At 72.0% G+C, this 15,943-nt stretch carries 14 protein-coding genes and 1 tRNA gene; 6 read left to right on the plus strand and 9 right to left on the minus strand.

Annotated elements, in window-relative coordinates; translation table 11 throughout:
- Window positions 1-256 precede the first annotated feature (256 nt).
- Together FGF04_RS01565 and FGF04_RS01570 are read left to right on the plus strand one after the other, a co-directional pair.
- Entirely contained in the window at window positions 257-1,669 is a 1,413-nt protein-coding gene (locus FGF04_RS01565) for an NAD(P)/FAD-dependent oxidoreductase (protein ID WP_149509441.1), read from the plus strand.
- Between the two features lie 16 nt (window positions 1,670-1,685).
- A complete protein-coding gene (locus FGF04_RS01570; RefSeq protein ID WP_149509332.1) occupies window positions 1,686-2,447 on the plus strand; it encodes an alpha/beta hydrolase in 762 nt (253 codons plus the stop codon).
- A gap of 26 nt (window positions 2,448-2,473) precedes the next feature.
- Here FGF04_RS01570 and FGF04_RS01575 read toward each other — a convergent pair.
- Window positions 2,474-2,548, minus strand: a tRNA-Thr gene (locus tag FGF04_RS01575).
- Window positions 2,549-2,797: 249 nt separating this feature from the next.
- Here FGF04_RS01575 and FGF04_RS01580 point away from each other — a divergent pair.
- From FGF04_RS01580 to FGF04_RS01590, 3 genes are all read left to right on the plus strand, one after another.
- Window positions 2,798-3,934 (plus strand): ABC transporter ATP-binding protein, encoded by a 1,137-nt coding sequence (locus FGF04_RS01580; protein ID WP_149509333.1) that lies wholly within the window; start codon window positions 2,798-2,800, stop codon window positions 3,932-3,934.
- A 228-nt stretch (window positions 3,935-4,162) separates the two neighbouring features.
- Entirely contained in the window at window positions 4,163-4,645 is a 483-nt protein-coding gene (locus FGF04_RS01585) for a hypothetical protein (protein ID WP_188113918.1), read from the plus strand.
- Between the two features lie 160 nt (window positions 4,646-4,805).
- Window positions 4,806-5,537, plus strand: coding sequence for a nucleotidyltransferase family protein (locus FGF04_RS01590; RefSeq protein WP_149509334.1), 732 nt, complete (start codon window positions 4,806-4,808; stop codon window positions 5,535-5,537).
- Between the two features lie 247 nt (window positions 5,538-5,784).
- Here FGF04_RS01590 and FGF04_RS01595 read toward each other — a convergent pair whose 3' ends face one another.
- The 6 genes from FGF04_RS01595 to FGF04_RS01620 form a co-directional block, all read right to left on the minus strand.
- On the minus strand, window positions 5,785-7,512 hold the full coding sequence (locus FGF04_RS01595) for a DoxX family protein (RefSeq protein WP_188113922.1): 1,728 nt from the start codon (window positions 7,510-7,512) through the stop codon (window positions 5,785-5,787).
- 144 nt (window positions 7,513-7,656) lie between these two features.
- A complete protein-coding gene (gene rlmB / locus FGF04_RS01600) occupies window positions 7,657-8,601 on the minus strand; it encodes a 23S rRNA (guanosine(2251)-2'-O)-methyltransferase RlmB (RefSeq protein ID WP_149509336.1) in 945 nt (314 codons plus the stop codon).
- Between the two features lie 113 nt (window positions 8,602-8,714).
- Window positions 8,715-10,115: a cysteine--tRNA ligase gene (gene cysS, locus FGF04_RS01605; protein ID WP_149509337.1), complete on the minus strand. Its 1,401-nt coding sequence runs from the start codon at window positions 10,113-10,115 to the stop codon at window positions 8,715-8,717.
- 196 nt (window positions 10,116-10,311) lie between these two features.
- The gene (gene ispF / locus FGF04_RS01610; protein WP_149509338.1) at window positions 10,312-10,815 is read right to left on the minus strand and encodes a 2-C-methyl-D-erythritol 2,4-cyclodiphosphate synthase; all 504 of its coding nucleotides are present in this window, start codon (window positions 10,813-10,815) and stop codon (window positions 10,312-10,314) included.
- Window positions 10,805-11,557, minus strand: coding sequence for a 2-C-methyl-D-erythritol 4-phosphate cytidylyltransferase (gene ispD / locus FGF04_RS01615; RefSeq protein WP_149509339.1), 753 nt, complete (start codon window positions 11,555-11,557; stop codon window positions 10,805-10,807). The genes ispF and ispD overlap by 11 nt, the downstream gene beginning before the upstream one ends.
- Before the next feature lie 290 nt (window positions 11,558-11,847).
- Entirely contained in the window at window positions 11,848-12,330 is a 483-nt protein-coding gene (locus FGF04_RS01620) for a CarD family transcriptional regulator (RefSeq protein ID WP_003953493.1), read from the minus strand.
- A 626-nt stretch (window positions 12,331-12,956) separates the two neighbouring features.
- Here FGF04_RS01620 and FGF04_RS01630 point away from each other — a divergent pair.
- Entirely contained in the window at window positions 12,957-13,658 is a 702-nt protein-coding gene (locus FGF04_RS01630) for a copper chaperone PCu(A)C (RefSeq protein ID WP_149509341.1), read from the plus strand.
- A 91-nt stretch (window positions 13,659-13,749) separates the two neighbouring features.
- Here FGF04_RS01630 and FGF04_RS01635 read toward each other — a convergent pair whose 3' ends face one another.
- Window positions 13,750-14,430, minus strand: coding sequence for a response regulator transcription factor (locus FGF04_RS01635; RefSeq protein WP_149509342.1), 681 nt, complete (start codon window positions 14,428-14,430; stop codon window positions 13,750-13,752).
- Window positions 14,427-15,704, minus strand: coding sequence for a sensor histidine kinase (locus FGF04_RS01640; RefSeq protein WP_149509343.1), 1,278 nt, complete (start codon window positions 15,702-15,704; stop codon window positions 14,427-14,429). Before FGF04_RS01640 ends, FGF04_RS01635 begins: the two co-directional genes overlap by 4 nt.
- Window positions 15,705-15,943: the final 239 nt, after the last annotated feature.

The following is a 15,943-nucleotide window of genomic DNA, read 5'->3' on the forward strand; positions in this document are numbered from 1 at the left end:
CTCCAGCAGCCGCCCGTACCCCACCCGCACCACCCCACCCGTCCGACACCACGAAATCCGAAGGAGACACCCACCACCCGGAGAAGCTAACGTCCCGCGCATGAGCAGCACGGAGAACGCGGAGAACGCCGACCGCGCGTCCGGCACGGACGACCGCACGCCCCCCGCGCCCAAGGCGCCGGAAGCACCGGACGCACCGCCCGTCCCACCGGCCCCACCGGTCCCGCCGGTCCCGCCGGTCCCGTCGGTCCCGCCGATGCCGGCGGCGCCGCCGGCATCCCGCGCCACCGTCAACGGCGGCATATCGTTCTGGTACGCCCAGGAGGGCCTGCCCGCACCCCGCGAACCCCTCCCGGGCGACGCGAGCGCCGACGTGGTGATCGTCGGTGGCGGCTACACCGGCCTGTGGACCGCGTACTACCTGAAGAAGGCCGTCCCCTTCCTGCGCATCACGGTCCTGGAGCAGAGGTTCTGCGGCTACGGCGCCTCCGGCCGCAACGGCGGCTGGCTCTACAACGGCATCGCGGGCCGCGACCGCTACGCGCGTCTGCACGGCCACGACGCGGCCGTACGCCTCCAGGAGGCCATGAACGCCACCGTCGCCGAGGTCGTCCGGGTCGCCGAGGAGGAGGGCATCGAGGCGGACGTCCACCGCGGCGGCGTCCTCGAAGTCGCGTACACCCCCGCCCAGCTGGCCCGTCTGAAGGCCTTCCACGAGACGGAACTCTCGTACGGCGAGAAGGACCGCGAGCTGTACGGCGCCCGCGAGACCGCCGAGCGCATCCGGGTCGCGGGCGCCGCCGGCTCCACCTGGACCCCGCACGGCGCCCGCCTGCACCCGGCCAAACTCCTCAAGGGCCTCGCGGCGGCCGTCGAGGCCCTCGGCGTCACGATCCACGAGTCGACACCCGTCACCGAGATCAGGCCCAAGCACGCCGTCACCCCGTACGGGACCGTCCGCGCCCCGTACGTACTGCGCTGCACCGAGGGGTTCACCGCCTCCCTCAAGGGCCACCGGCGCACCTGGCTCCCGATGAACTCCTCCATGATCGTCACCGAGCCCCTGACCCCCGCCCAGTGGGAGTCGGTCGGCTGGGAGGGCCGCGAGACCCTCGGCGACATGGCCCACGCCTACATGTACGCCCAGCGCACCGCCGACGGCCGCATCGCGCTCGGCGGCCGCGGCGCCCCGTACCGCTACGGCTCCCGCACCGACAACGACGGCCGTACGCAGCCCTCCACGGTCCAGGCCCTGCACGCCCTCCTCCTGCGCCTCTTCCCCCAGCTCGCGGACATCGCCGTCGCACACGCCTGGTCCGGCGTCCTCGGCGTACCGCGCGACTGGTGCGCCTCGGTCACCCTGGACCGCTCCACCGGCCTCGGCTGGGCCGGCGGGTACGTCGGCTCCGGGGTCGCCACCTCCAACCTCGCGGCCCGCACGCTGCGCGACCTGGTCCAGCAGGACTCGGGCCAGTCGGGCGCGACCGACCTCACCACGCTCCCCTGGGTCGGCCACAAGGTCCGCAGGTGGGAGCCCGAACCTTTCCGCTGGCTCGGGGTACAAGGCATGTACGCGACGTATCGAGCCGCCGACCGCCGCGAACTCACCACCCGTGCCGCACAGTCGTCCCGGATCGCGCGCCTCGCCGACCGGGTCGCGGGCCGCTGAGAGACAGGGGAACCCCATGAGCACCGCAGTCATGGACACCGTCCGCTATTCGTCCGACGGTCAGCTCCTCGACATCCACCGCGCCACCGCGCCGGACGCCCCGACGGTCCTGCTCTGGCACGGCCGCGGCCCCGCCGAACGCGACGTCCTCGGCGCCCTCGCCGCGGAGGTCGCCCGCCTCGGCGCCACCGTCATAGTCCCCGACTGGCACCCGGACGCCGAGGACGGCGGCCGCCCCCAGCTCGCCGACTCGCTCCGCTTCACCTGGGACTTCGTCCGCAACCCGGAGGAGGTCGTGCTCGTCGGCTGGTCCCTGGGTGGACGCGCCGCGATGGCCACGGCCCTGCGCCCCGACCCGCCGGAGGGCTGGCGCCCGGCCGCCGTGGTCGGCATCGCCGCCCGCTACAACCAGCCCGAACCGCTGCTCGGCCTGCCCTCCCCGATGGACGTCTGCGCCGACGCCCCGCCCCTGCCCATCCACCTGGTGCACGGCACCCAGGACACGGTGTGCGACTTCGCCAACGCGGGCGAGTTCCAGCGCGTACTGGCCGAGTGCGGCCGCACGGCCCCGCTCACGGAACTCGCCACGGACCACCCGGGCGCGGTCATGGCCGAGTACTCCCCGGAATGGGGCCGCTGCCGCCCGGCCCACACGGGCCAGGCCCTCTCGGTGGGCCTGGCCCGTGTGGGCCGGGCCCACCGAGAGGGCCTGCGCACGGCGCAAGTAATCGCCCGAGCAGCAGGAGTCCCCACACAAAAGCCCCGCCCCACCGAGTGACCCGCCCCCGAGGAACCGCTTGAAGGAGCCCCCTGTCGGATTCGAACCGACGACCTACGCATTACAAGTGCGTTGCTCTGGCCGGACTGAGCTAAGGAGGCGTGCACGCGTGCGTGCCGGGCGTGCACGCAGGCACGCCCGAGCAGTGTACCCACGTCACAGTGGTGGACCGCCGGAAATTTCCTCGAACTTCATTCGCCGCCGAGTACTGACAGAACGTGTGAACGGGGGGTAGCGTCTCGATCCAGTCCGCTCATGTGGACTACACCACTACGGATCGTTCCGTGGCGGTACACCACCTTTACAACGGATCGTCCGGCACGTTCCTGCCGGTGAAGGGGGCCCTCACCATGGCCACTGTCTCGTTCAACAAGGCGACCCGCATCTACCCGGGTGGCGACAAGCCCGCCGTCGACCAGCTTGAGCTCGACGTCGCGGACGGCGAGTTCCTCGTCCTCGTCGGTCCCTCCGGCTGCGGAAAGTCCACCTCCCTGCGCATGCTCGCGGGTCTTGAGGACGTCAACGGCGGTTCCATCCACATCGGCGACCGCGACGTCACGCACCTGCCGCCCAAGGACCGGGACATCGCCATGGTGTTCCAGAACTACGCGCTGTACCCGCACATGACGGTCGCGGACAACATGGGCTTCGCGCTCAAGATCGCCGGCGTCAACAAGGCCGAGATCCGCCAGAAGGTCGAGGACGCGGCGAAGATCCTCGACCTCACCGAGTACCTCGGCCGCAAGCCGAAGGCCCTCTCCGGCGGTCAGCGCCAGCGTGTCGCCATGGGCCGCGCCATCGTGCGCGAGCCCCAGGTGTTCCTCATGGACGAGCCGCTGTCGAACCTCGACGCCAAGCTCCGCGTCTCGACCCGTACGCAGATCGCCTCGCTGCAGCGCCGCCTCGGCATCACCACCGTGTACGTCACCCACGACCAGGTCGAGGCCATGACGATGGGCGACCGCGTGGCGGTCCTCAAGGACGGTCTGCTCCAGCAGGTCGACTCGCCGCGCAACATGTACGACCGCCCGGCCAACCTCTTCGTCGCCGGCTTCATCGGCTCCCCGGCGATGAACCTCGTCGAGGTCCCGATCACCGACGGCGGCGTGAAGTTCGGCAACAGCGTGGTGCCCGTCAACCGCGACGCCATCAAGGCCGCCTCGGACAAGGGCGACCGCACGGTCACCGTCGGCGTCCGCCCCGAGCACTTCGACATCGTCGAGCAGAACGGCGGCGCCTCGGCGGCCCTGACGAAGGAGACCGCGGACGCCCCGGCCGGTCTCGCCGTCACCGTCAACGTCGTGGAGGAGCTCGGCGCCGACGGTTACGTCTACGGCAGCGCCAAGGTCGGCGACGACCTCAAGGACCTGGTCGTCCGCGTCAGCGGCCGCGCGGTCCCGGAGAAGGGCGCCACGCTGCACGTCGTGCCGCGCGCGGGCGAGACCCACGTGTTCTCGACCTCCACCGGCGAGCGCCTCACCGACTGATCCGCAACCCTCCCGGCCCGCCGGGAGAATCCCGGAGAATTCACCCGAGTTGACGAAGAGGGCCCCGCAGACCGCTGCGGGGCCCTCTTTGTTGTCGACAAATACCCCGGCAGACCGGTCATTTCGACTGTTGTTCGTCAACATCAAACTCAGAAGAGGGCGATTCCCTGTCCCTCGAACTGATTACTAAATGTCGCCAAATCATCACCCCGCGCTACCCTCACTCGCGTGAAGCACTCCACTAACCACTCGACGCGACACGGCCACGGCTCCGCCGACCGACCGACACGGCACGGCCGCGGTCCGGCCCGCCGGATCGGCCGCACCCTCGCCCTCGTTCTGCCCGTCGTCCTGGTGCTCTCCGGGACGCTCGCGGTCACCCGGGTCAGCTGGTCGGGGAACGACTCCTCGACGTCGGCACTCGCCGCCTCCTCCGAGGACGTCTCCCGGCGCGCCCCCTCCCGCACCCCGCAGGACGTGCTCCGCGACCGCCTCCTGGTGGAGCTCCAGGAGAAGAGTCCCGGGGTCGCCCTGACCCACCTCCAGGAAGCGGTGAACGACCGCCCGTCCCTCGGCAGGCACTGCGCGTCCATCGCCCGCGCCCTGGGCCGCGCGGCGGTCCGTGCCTACGGTCCCGTCCGGGCCCAGTCGTTCGCCCGCCCGGTCTGCGACACCTCCTTCGCCTCGGGCGTGGCAGCCCGGCAGACCTGAGCCGGCAGGAGGCTCATGCCCCGTGAGGGGAGCCGGGCCGCGCCCCGCCAGGGGCGCGGGGAACTGCGCGATCAGCCCCCACGGGCCCGTAGCCGCCCACCCGCTCAGCGAAGCAGACGCCCGTCCGCACACCCCGCGGGGCGCCACGTAAAGTTCGGGCATGACCGATCCGAACGCAGCGTCGCGCCCCGTGCAAGCCGTCGTCCTGGCCGGCGGCCAGGGTTCAAGGCTGCGTCCCTACACCGACGACCGCCCCAAGCCGATGGTCGAGATCCCCGGCACCGGGACCCCGATCATCGGCCACCAGCTCGCCTGGCTCGCCGAGGAGGGCGTCACCGACGTCGTCGTCTCCTGCGGCCATCTCGCCGAAGTCCTGCAGCAGTGGCTGGAGTCGGCGGACCTGCCCGTCTCCGTGACCACCGTGGTCGAGCCGGAGCCCCTGGGCCGCGGCGGCGGCCTCAAGTACGCCGCCAAGCACCTGCCCCACCCCGACCGCCCCTGGTACGCGACGAACGGTGACATCTGGACCCGTTTCTCGCTGCGGGAGATGGCGGACTTCCACACCGAGCGCGATGCGGTGGCGACCCTCGCGCTGGCCCGCCCGCGGCTGCCGTGGGGCGCCGTCCAGACCGACGACTTCGGCCGCATCACGGACTTCATCGAGGCGCCGCCCACCACCCACGGCATCAACGCGGGCGTGTACGTGTTCTCCTCCGGGTTCGCCGAGCTGCTGCCGTCCCTCGGTGACCACGAGCGCTCCACGTTCCCGCGCCTGGCCCGCGAGCGCCGCCTGGCCGGCTACCCGATCCCGCAGGGCGCCTACTGGCGTGCCATCGACACGGCGAAGGACCTCACGGAGGCGGCCAAGGAGCTGGCGGCGCTGGGGCGTTGAGCGCGCCTTCTGAGACCCGGTCCTTGGTAGCGGCCTGTCTGCGGGCCGGTGGGGGCTGACCGCGCAGTTCCCCGCGCCCCTTTGGGGGCGGGGCTGCCCGGATGCGTTCACGGTGGCGCCCCGTCAGGGGCGCGGGGAACTGCGCGACCGGCCCCCACCGGCCCGCAGACACAAGCGAAACAATCAGCCGATACGCCGAGGGGCCCCGCACCTGAATGGTGCGGGGCCCCTCGGCGTATCGGCCGGCTCAGCGCAGCAGGCCGCCCACGAGGCCGGGCCGGTCGCCGGAGCCTCCGGAGCCGCCCGTACCGCCTCCGGTGCCCGTACCGCCGCCGCCACCGGTTCCCGTACCGCCGCCCGTGCCGGTGCCGCCCGTGGAGGACGGCCCCGCGGTCGTGGCGGGCGCCTGCTGCTGCGGCGGCGCCGACTGCTGGGGCGGTGCCTGGCCGGCGCCCTGCGTCTGGCTGGGTTGGCCGGCGGTCGCGCCGGCCGTCTCGCGGGCCGTCGCCCCGGGCGAGGTCGCGGCCTCCGACGGGCTCGCCGAGGTCGCGCCGCGGGTCGGCGAGCCGGAGGACGCCGACGGGCTCTGCCGGTCGCCGCGCGCACCGGGCTCCTCCGGGAGCGGCGAGCCGGGCAGTTCGTTGCGCGGGGCCTCGCCCGGACCGGGGACGACCACGCGGTCGGAGTCGCGGACGGCGCCGCCGAGCATCGACCCGATGAGCAGCGTGAGTCCGACGACGACGGCCGCGACGAGCGCGCCGCGGCGCAGCACGCGCCGGCGCAGCTCCCAGATCTCGGCACGCGGTCCGAGCGTGCGCCAGGCCTCGCCCGCGAGGCGGCCGTCGACGGAGTAGACGGGGGCGCCCGCGATGATCAGCGGCGACCAGGCGGCCAGGTAGATGATGTCGGGCGCGTCGTAGGCGGGGACGGACTTCCAGCTGACGGTGAGCAGCAGCGCGGCCGACAGCAGGGCGCCGACCACGGCCGCGACCCGCTGCCACAGGCCGAGGACGGTGAGGACGCCGACGATCACCTGGAAGAAGGCGATCAGGAGCCCGGCACCGACGGGATGCTGGAGGGCGAACTCGCGCAGCGGCTCGGCGAGTTCCCACGGGTGCAGCGAGTTGAGCCACTTGACCATGGAGCCGCGCTTGCCGCCGTCGAAGTAGACGGGGTCGCAGAGCTTGCCCATGCCGGCGTAGATGGAGATGAAGCCGAGGAAGACGCGCATCGGGAGCAGGACGACGCCGAGGTTCATCCGGCGGCCGGGGTAGTACCCGTGCCGGACGGGGGCGGCGCCGTGCCGCTTGGACGTGCCGCCGTCCTCGCCCTGGTAGGCGTCCCCGTGCTCGTCGCCGTACTCGCCGTACTCGTCGCGCTGGTCGTAGGGGCTGTCCTCGAAACCGCCGTCGCCGTACGGGCGCTCGTCGAACTCCTCGTAGGCGCTGCCCGCGCTGCGCAGTTGCTGCGGCAGGATGCGGGTCCCGGGGCCGGGGACGGCCGGGGTCTCGACGGTGGCGTCGACGTCGTACCCGGCGGAGCCGTCGCCGTCGAATCCGCCGCCGCCGACGCGCGGGATGACCTGGGTCGAACCGCCTTCGCCCGCCGGCTCCCCGTCGCCGTGCCGCAGGCTCGTGCTGCGCGCGGCCTGGAGCAGCCGGGTGGCGCCCGTGTCGTCGGGGGCGGACTTCCCGCTCCAGACGACGGGTGCGCGGCGGCGGGCGCCCGTGGCGGCTCCGGCGGCCGCCGCGGCTCCGGCGACGGGCACGCGCGTGGTGCCGCCGCCCGCGCCCAGGTACCGCCCGCCCTGCGGCGACCGGTCCCGGGGCGCGGCGCCCAGCTGCACGCGGAAGCTCGCGTGGTTGACGATGACCTGCGCCGGATCGCTCGGCACCTTCACCATGTTCAGCGCGGGAACGTCGTCGAACCCCGACGAGTGGTCCCCCGTGGGTGTGCGGGGTGTTCTGGTGTCCACACTCATCTAACCGAGTGACATGTACTTAGGACACTGCTTTGACCGCCCCGATCTGTCCGGACCCCGTCAAGATCAAACAGGGGCACGACCGGTCACGACGACCGGCCGCGACCGGTCACCACGACCGGTCGCGGACCGACCCGTTCAGGCCCGACGCCGGGACGCCTCGTACAGCACCACGCCCGCGGCCACACCCGCGTTCAGCGACTCCGTGCCGCCCGGCATGGGGATGCGGACCCGGAAGTCGCAGGTCTCCCCGACCAGCCGGGACAGCCCCTTGCCCTCGCTGCCGACCACGATGACGACGGGCCCGCCGAGGGCCTCCAGGTCACCGACCTCGGCCTCCCCGTCCGCGGCGAGGCCGACCACGACGAGCCCGGCCTTCTTGTAGGCCTCCAGGGCCCGCGTCAGGTTGGCCGCGCGGGCCACGGGCGTACGGGCCGCGGCGCCGGCCGACGTCTTCCAGGCACCGGCGCTCATGCCGGCGGCGCGCCGCTCGGGCACGACCACCCCGTGTCCGCCGAACGCGGAGACGGACCGTACGACGGCCCCGAGGTTGCGCGGGTCCGTCACGCCGTCGAGCGCGACGATCAGCGGGTCCGCGCCCTCGTCGTACGCGGCGGCCGCGAGGTCCTCCGGGTGCGCGTACTCGTACGGCGGCACCTGCAGGACGAGCCCCTGGTGGTTGAGGCCGTTGGTCATGCGGTCCAGCTCGGGGCGGGGGGCCTCCATGAGGTGGATGCCGCCGCGGTCCGCGACGAGCTGGAGCGCCTCGCGCACCCGCTCGTCGTTGTCGATGAACTGCTGCACGTAGAGCGTCGTCGCGGGGACGCCCTCGCGCAGCGCCTCGACGACGGAATTGCGCCCGACGACCATCTCGGACGTGCCCTTGCCGCCCCGGCCGCCGCGCGGCGCGGGCCGGCGCACGGCCTGCTTGGCCCTGGCGTTCGCGATGCGGTTCTTCTTGTGCCCCTTGCGCGCCTCGGCGGGCGGGGTGGGGCCCTTGCCCTCCAGGCCCTTGCGCCGCTGGCCGCCACTGCCGACCTGCGCGCCCTTCTTGCCGGACATGCGGCGGTTGTTAGCGGCCATGACCTACCTGTCTGTGGGGACGCGTGCGGATGACGCGTACGGGTGTACGTCCATGCAGTGTGCCGCCCGGAGACCCGGACGGCACAATCGATCAAGGAACGATCGGGGAGGGATCAGCGCGGGCCGAGGGTCCAGCGCGGTCCCTGGGGTCCGTCCTCGATGACGAGCCCGGACTGGTTGAGCTGGTCGCGGATGGCGTCCGCGGTGGCCCAGTCCTTGCGGGCACGGGCCGACTCGCGCTGCTGCAGCACCAGCCGTACGAGGGTGTCGACGACTCCGTGGAGGTCCTCGCCGCGGTCGCCCTCGCCGGCCCAGTGCGGGTCGAGCGGGTCGAGGCCGAGGACCGCGAGCATGGCCCTGACCTCGGCGAGCCGGGCGACGGCCGCCTCCTTGTCGTCGGCGGCCAGCGCGGAGTTGCCCTGGCGGACCGTGGTGTGCACGACGGCGAGGGCCTGCGGGACGCCCAGGTCGTCGTCCATCGCCTCGGCGAACGCCGGCGGCACCTCGGCGGCGGGGGCGACGGCTCCCCCGGCCTTCTCCACCACGCGCTGCACGAAGCCCTCGATCCGCGCGAACGCCGACTCGGCCTCGCGCAGCGCCTCTTCGCTGTACTCGATGGTGGAGCGGTAGTGCGGGGTGCCCAGGTAGTAGCGGAGCACGATGGGCCGCCAGGTCTTGACCATCTCGCTGACGAGCACGCTGTTGCCGAGCGACTTCGACATCTTCTCGCCGCTCATGGTCACCCACGAGTTGTGCACCCAGTAGTGCGCGAACTCGTCGCCGAAGCCGACGGCCTGGGCGATCTCGTTCTCGTGGTGCGGGAAGATCAGGTCGATGCCGCCGCCGTGGATGTCGAAGGCGGAGCCCAGGTACTTGTGCGCCATGGCGCTGCACTCCAGGTGCCAGCCGGGCCGGCCGCGCCCCCAGGGCGTCTCCCAGGACGGCTCGCCGGGCTTGACGGCCTTCCACATGGCGAAGTCCCGCGGGTCCCGCTTGCCGGTCTCGCCGTCCTCGGCGGGCTGGCGCAGCTCGTCCAGGTCCTGGTTGGAGAGGGAGAGGTAGCCGGGCAGGGACCGTACGTCGAAGTAGACGTTGCCGTCGGCCTCGTAGGCGTGGCCGCGCTCGATGAGCGCGCGCATCATCTCGACCATCTCGGTGACGTGGCCGGTGGCGCGCGGTTCGTACGTGGGCGGCAGGCAGCCGAGCGCCGTGTAGCCGTCGTTGAACGCGCGCTCGTTCTCGTAGCCGATCGCCCACCACGGGCGGTTCTGCTCCGCGGACTTCTTGATGATCTTGTCGTCGATGTCCGTCACGTTGCGGATGAACGTGACGTCGTAGCCGCGGTACTCGAACCAGCGGCGCATGATGTCGAAGTTGAGGCCGGACCGGATGTGCCCGATGTGCGGGGCCGCCTGCACCGTGGCGCCACACAGGTAGATCGAGACACAACCCGGCGTGATCGGGGTGAAGTCGCGAATCTGCCGGGCGCTGGTGTCGTACAGGCGAATAGTCACCACACCAGGGTAGTGGGCGGGGACGGGTGCCCCGCGACCCTTGTCCCCCATGGGACACGTATTCGTGACATCGGCTCCCTCGTCCTGCCCCGGGGGCTGCGCCCCCGGACCCCCCTGTCGCGCTGCGCGCTCCCGCGCAGTTCCCCGCGCCCCTATAAGCGGCGCGGGGAACTGCGCGACGGGGGTTCGGGGCGAATCAGCCCACCCGCGCCACCAGCGCCGTGGCGATCGCCATCAGTCCCTCGTCCCGGCCCGGGAAACCGAGGCCGTCCGTGGTCGCGCCGGACACCGACACCGGCGCCCCCACCGCCGCGGAGAGCACCGCCTGCGCCTCGTCCCGGCGCTTGCCGATCTTCGGTCGCGGCCCCACGACCTGCACGGCCACGTTGCCGATCGTGAACCCCGCCGCCCGCACGATGCGCGCCGCCTCCGTCAGCAGCGTCACCCCGGACGCCCCGGACCACTCGGCGCGCCCCGTACCGAAGTGCTGTCCCAGGTCACCGAGGCCGGCGGCCGAGAACAGCGCGTTGCACGCCGCGTGCGCGACGACGTCCGCGTCGGAGTGCCCCGCGAGCCCCGGCCCCTGGCCCTCCCACTTCAGCCCGGCGCACCACAGCTCACGGCCCTCCTCGAAGGCGTGGATGTCGGTGCCGATGCCGACCTGCGGCAACAGGGGTGCCGCGGACGTCTCAGAACCCATCGGTCAGCCTCCGCCGCGCCAGGACCGCCTCCGCCAGGATCAGGTCCAGCGGGCGGGTGACCTTGAACGCCTCCTCGTGCCCGGGCACGACGACGACCCGCAGCCCGAGCTGCTCGACCATGCTCGCGTCGTCGGTGACGTTCTCCGTGACCGTCGCGTGGGCCCGTACGAGCGTGTCGCGTTCGAAGCCCTGGGGGGTCTGCACGGCACGCAGCCGCGACCGCTCCGGCGTGGCGACCACCGGCTCGGGCTCCCCGGCGGCCGCCGCGGGCTCGACCTGCTTGACGGTGTCGGTGAGCGGCAGCGCCGGCACGACGGCCGCGGCCCCGCCGCGCACCGCCTCGATGACCCCGTCGACGGTGTCGACCGGGACGAGCGGGCGGGCCGCGTCGTGCACGAGCACGATGTCGATGCCGGCGGGCAGCGCGTCGAGCCCGAGCCGTACGGACTCCTGCCGGCTGTCGCCGCCGGGCACGACGAGGAACTCGGTCCGCTCGGGCAGCGCGTGCGCGTCGAGCAGCGTCCTGACCTCGGCGGCCCCGTCGGGCGGGGCCACGACGACCACCAGGGAGACGGCACGCGAGGCGGCCATGGCGCGCACCGCGTGGATGAGCATGGGCGTCCCGTTCAGCGCGCGGAGCGCTTTGGGGGCGCCCGGGCCGAGGCGTACGCCTCGGCCGGCGGCCGGAATCACAGCCGCCGTACGGGCCCCGGCGGGCGCGGGGCGCGAATCGTCAGACATCGGTTCCTGTCAGGTTTGTATGCTCGGCCGACGTGGGTATGGCCTGGGCGTACCCCGGCCGAAGGGCTGGGAGAGTGCCGGGCGCGACGCCTCGACCGGACCCTTCCGTGAAGATGGTCGAGCCAGTTGTCCGGGCCCGGCACTCCCCGTACCGGAGTGCGGACATGCCGCAGCGCCCGGCGACAGTGGAGATGTCATCGGGCACCGCGGCATTTCATGGCGCCGGACCGCTCATTTCGTCTCCGGTCACGCGAGGTGATGCAGAGGGCGCGATCAGAGCGTGCTAGGCGTCAGGACGCGAGGACCTCGTCGAGCAGGGCCTCGGCCTTGTCCTCGTTCGTGTTCTCCGCGAGGGCGAGCTCGCTCACCAGGATCTGGCGGGCCTTGGCAAGCATGCGCTTCTCGCCGGCGGAGAGTCCACGCTCGCGCTCACGACGCCACAGGTCACGGACTACCTCCGCCACCTTGATGACGTCGCCGGAGGCGAGCTTCTCAAGATTTGCCTTGTAACGACGGGACCAGTTCGTGGGCTCCTCGGCGTACGGCGCGCGCAGTACCTCGAAGACCCGGTCCAGCCCGTCCTGACCGACCACATCACGCACGCCGACGAACTCCGCATTGTCCGCTGGCACACGCACTGTCAGGTCGCCCTGGGCGACCTTCAGCACCAAGTAGGTCTTGTCCACGCCTTTGATCTGGCGAGTTTCGATAGCCTCGATCAGCGCGGCCCCGTGATGGGGATAGACCACGGTGTCGCCAACCTTGAACGTCATGTGACAGGTACCCCTTCCGTGGCTATCCAGGGTAACACGGAAACCGCGTGTTCTGAATGGCGTTTTCGCAGGTCAGGGCATATCTCGGGGCTTGACAATCGCAACAGGAACGTGCTGCGGAGGGGTCGCGGACGACGGTATTCGCAGGTCGGAGCGGCTTCCCCGGGGGAGGGAAACGCGCACGTTACAACACTCCACAAGCCCGCTCACGTGCCTGAACGTCCAGATTTGTCGGGTTCCGGGAGCCTGTCTTCCGCTACTCCGTTCGGTGACCACCAACACGTACGGGCCGAATCCGGAATTGATCACGCGATCCGGAGATGGACGGGAGATCAGCGGAAGATCAATTCTCCGGGCCGCCGCGTATTCCTTACGGAAAAGCCACCCGGTGGCCCGGATGGCTTACCGGAGGTTCTTATGTGAAAGACGGACGAGCGCGTGACGGACGGGTCCATGGAGCATGCACGGACACCGGTGCACGGCTGCGGTCGGCGAGCCGTAGGGGCGGGTCGGGTGCGGCCGCTCGGCAACGGCTCGGTAACCTGAGGCCGCTGACCCACCCGCAGAGCGGCCCCGTCCACGGGAGCCGCTCCGTTTCCGCCCACGTTCTAGGAGTTGCCGCCGCCGTGAGCAGCAGCCTTCGACGCGGCGCCCTCGCCGCCGCCGCCATCGCGTTCTCGATCGCCTCGCTCGCCGCATGCGGCGCCGGCAACAGCGCGCAGAGCCTGGAGATCAGGCCGGACAACGCCGCCGTCACCGTCGGCCCGATCAAGGTCCAGAACGCCGTCGTCATCACGCAGCCCGAGGCCGAATCGACCGGCCCGGCCGCGGTCGCCGCGACCCTGTTCAACCTGAGCGACACCGACGAGACCCTGGAGTCCGTCAAGGTCGAGGGCGTCAGCGAGCCCGTCGAGCTGAAGCCCGCGAAGGGGTCCGGCAAGCTGACGGTCCCGGCCAACGGTTCGCTGATCCTCGGCGGCAAGGGCAACGCCTCCGCCGTGCTGAAGGACAGCAACGGGGCCTTCAAGGACGGCGACGTCCACCCGGTCACCTTCGTCCTCAGCAAGACCGGTGACGTGAAGCTGGACGCGTTCGTCTTCCCGGCCGAGCACTACTTCTCCGACTGGGGTCCGAGCGAGGTCCCGTCGGCGAGCACCGAGCCCTCCGCGTCGGCGTCGAAGTCCGGTGAGGCCTCCGGATCGCCGTCCGCCACCCCCTCCGGCTCCGCCTCGGACAACACCGGTGAGGTGGGCGACGGCGGCGGGGAGTCCGACGAGTCGGGCACCGGTGCCACGGACGCCGCCTCCGCCTCCGCCAGCGCCTCGTAGCCGGCGCGTACGCACGACGAAGGGCGGGACCCCTCCCGGGGGTCCCGCCCTTCGTCGTGCGCGGCCCGGGTACGCGGTCCGCGTGTGCGGTCTACGGCTCGAACTTGTAGCCGAGGCCGCGGACCGTGACCAGGTAGCGGGGCGCCCCCGGGTCCGGCTCGATCTTCGCCCGCAGGCGCTTCACGTGGACGTCCAGCGTCTTGGTGTCACCGACGTAGTCGGCGCCCCACACCCGGTCGATGAGCTGCATGCGCGTCAGGACGCGGCCCGCGTTGCGCAGCAGCATCTCCAGGAGGTCGAACTCCTTGAGCGGGAGGTCGACCTTGGAGCCGGAGACGGTGACCACGTGGCGGTCGACGTCCATCCGGACCGGACCCGCCTCCAGGGCGGCCGGCGTGACCTCCTCGGGCTCGCCCCGGCGGCGCAGGACGGCCCGGATGCGCGCCACCAGCTCACGCGAGGAGAAGGGCTTGGTGACGTAGTCGTCGGCTCCTATTTCGAGCCCCACGACCTTGTCGATCTCGCTGTCCTTGGCGGTGACCATGATCACCGGAACGTTCGAGCGGCTGCGCAGCTGACGGCACACCTCGGTGCCCGGCAGACCGGGCAGCATCAGGTCGAGGAGGACGAGATCGGCGCCGTTGCGCTCGAACTCGTCGAGTCCGTCGGGCCCGGTGGCCGCGATGGCGACCTCGAAGCCCTCTTTGCGGAGCATGTAGGACAGAGCGTCGCTGAAGGACTCCTCGTCCTCGACGACGAGCACTCGGGTCACGGATGGACCTCCGGGGCAGAAAAGGGTTCGTACGGGGATGAGACGGTGGTCGTCCCGTCGGTCTGTCCGGTCTCGTCGTCATCGTCGAGTCCGGGTGCTCGGCCGCCGGCCGAACGGTCGCGGGCCGCCCGCGCCTCCGGCAGCCGCAGGGTGAAGGTGGAGCCCTGACCCTCGGAACTCCACACCGTGACCTCCCCGCTGTGCGAGGCGGCCACGTGCTTGACGATCGCGAGCCCCAGCCCCGTACCGCCTGTGGCACGGGAACGAGCCGGGTCGACGCGGTAGAAGCGCTCGAAGACGCGCTCCTTGTCCTTCTCGGAGATCCCTATGCCCTGGTCGGTCACGGCGATCTCGATGAGGTCTCCGCCGGGCGCGGTCACCCGTCGCGCGGCTATGCCCACCCGGGTGCGGGCGGGCGAGTAGTTGACGGCGTTCTCCACGAGGTTGCCGAGCGCGGCGGCCAGCTGCCCCCGGTTGCCCCACAGCCGCAGGTCCGCGGTGCCGCCGGCGGCCATGGTGATCTGCTTGGTGCCGGCCTGGTGGCGGCAGCGGTCGATCGCCTCGGCGACCAGTTCGTCGACGCGTACCGGCTCGGCGTCCTCCAGCGGGTCGTCGTTCTGGACCCGGGAGAGGTCGATGAGCTCCTGCACGAGGTTGGTGAGGCGGGTCGCCTCGATCTGCATGCGCCCCGCGAAGCGCTCGACGGCCTCGGGGTCGTCCGAGGCGCCCATGACGGCCTCGGAGAGCAGGGAGAGCGCGCCGACCGGGGTCTTGAGCTCATGGCTGACGTTGGCGACGAAGTCGCGCCGCACGGCCTCGATCCTGCGGGCCTCGGTGAGGTCCTCGACCAGGAGCAGGACGAGCCGGGAGCCGAGCGGCGCCACCCGGGCGGACACGGCGAGGGCCTCGCCCCGGCCGGTCCCGCGCCGGGGCAGGTCCAGTTCCGCCTGCCGTATCTCACCGTCCCTGCGGGTGTCGCGGGCCATCAGGATCATCGGCTCGACGGCCAGCTTCCCGCCGCGCACCAGTCCGAGGGCGTACGCGGCGGAGCTGGCCTTGACCACGGCGTCGGACTCGTCGAGGACGACCGCGGAGGAGCGGAGCACGGACAGGACCGTGTCGACGCCCGGCGGAAGGACCGGGTCCGTGTGCAGTGAGGTGCGGGTGGGGCGTTTCTGATCCCGCTCGCTCCAGCGGAACGCCAGCACGGCGATGGCGCCGGTGAGCACACCGGCGATCGCTGCGGCTGCGGCGACCGCCGCGTTCACGTCCATGGCTCCAGGTTAGGCACGCCGAACCCCCCGGTCACAGCCGTCCGAGGGTGGACTCGAACACTCGTCGCCCAGAGTTCACCCTGGGGACCGTGCCGGTTCACTTGGTACGACCGGGCCGGACCCCTCCTCCACCGGCGGGGCGGGGCCACGTCGCCCAGAATTCACCTGGGCGTTTGTGTCGGTTCATGCGAGGTGGCGGAAACCGTCGCGTTCGGGCCGGAGCGTGGGAGCGTGGGGTG

This window comes from Streptomyces apricus (assembly GCF_008369065.1).
GTDB classification, from domain to species: domain Bacteria; phylum Actinomycetota; class Actinomycetes; order Streptomycetales; family Streptomycetaceae; genus Streptomyces; species Streptomyces apricus.

Bases quoted from the DNA above. Each gene is read 5' to 3' on its own strand.
- FGF04_RS01565 (WP_149509441.1), top strand. From the start codon at position 257: ATGCCGGCGGCGCCGCCGGCATCCCGCGCCACCGTCAACGGCGGCATA.
- FGF04_RS01570 (WP_149509332.1), top strand. From the start codon at position 1,686: ATGAGCACCGCAGTCATGGACACCGTCCGCTATTCGTCCGACGGTCAG.
- FGF04_RS01580 (WP_149509333.1), top strand. From the start codon at position 2,798: ATGGCCACTGTCTCGTTCAACAAGGCGACCCGCATCTACCCGGGTGGC.
- FGF04_RS01590 (WP_149509334.1), top strand. From the start codon at position 4,806: ATGACCGATCCGAACGCAGCGTCGCGCCCCGTGCAAGCCGTCGTCCTG.
- rlmB (WP_149509336.1), bottom strand. From the start codon at position 8,601: ATGGCCGCTAACAACCGCCGCATGTCCGGCAAGAAGGGCGCGCAGGTC.
- ispF (WP_149509338.1), bottom strand. From the start codon at position 10,815: ATGGGTTCTGAGACGTCCGCGGCACCCCTGTTGCCGCAGGTCGGCATC.
- ispD (WP_149509339.1), bottom strand. From the start codon at position 11,557: ATGTCTGACGATTCGCGCCCCGCGCCCGCCGGGGCCCGTACGGCGGCT.
- FGF04_RS01620 (WP_003953493.1), bottom strand. From the start codon at position 12,330: ATGACGTTCAAGGTTGGCGACACCGTGGTCTATCCCCATCACGGGGCC.
- FGF04_RS01640 (WP_149509343.1), bottom strand. From the start codon at position 15,704: ATGGACGTGAACGCGGCGGTCGCCGCAGCCGCAGCGATCGCCGGTGTG.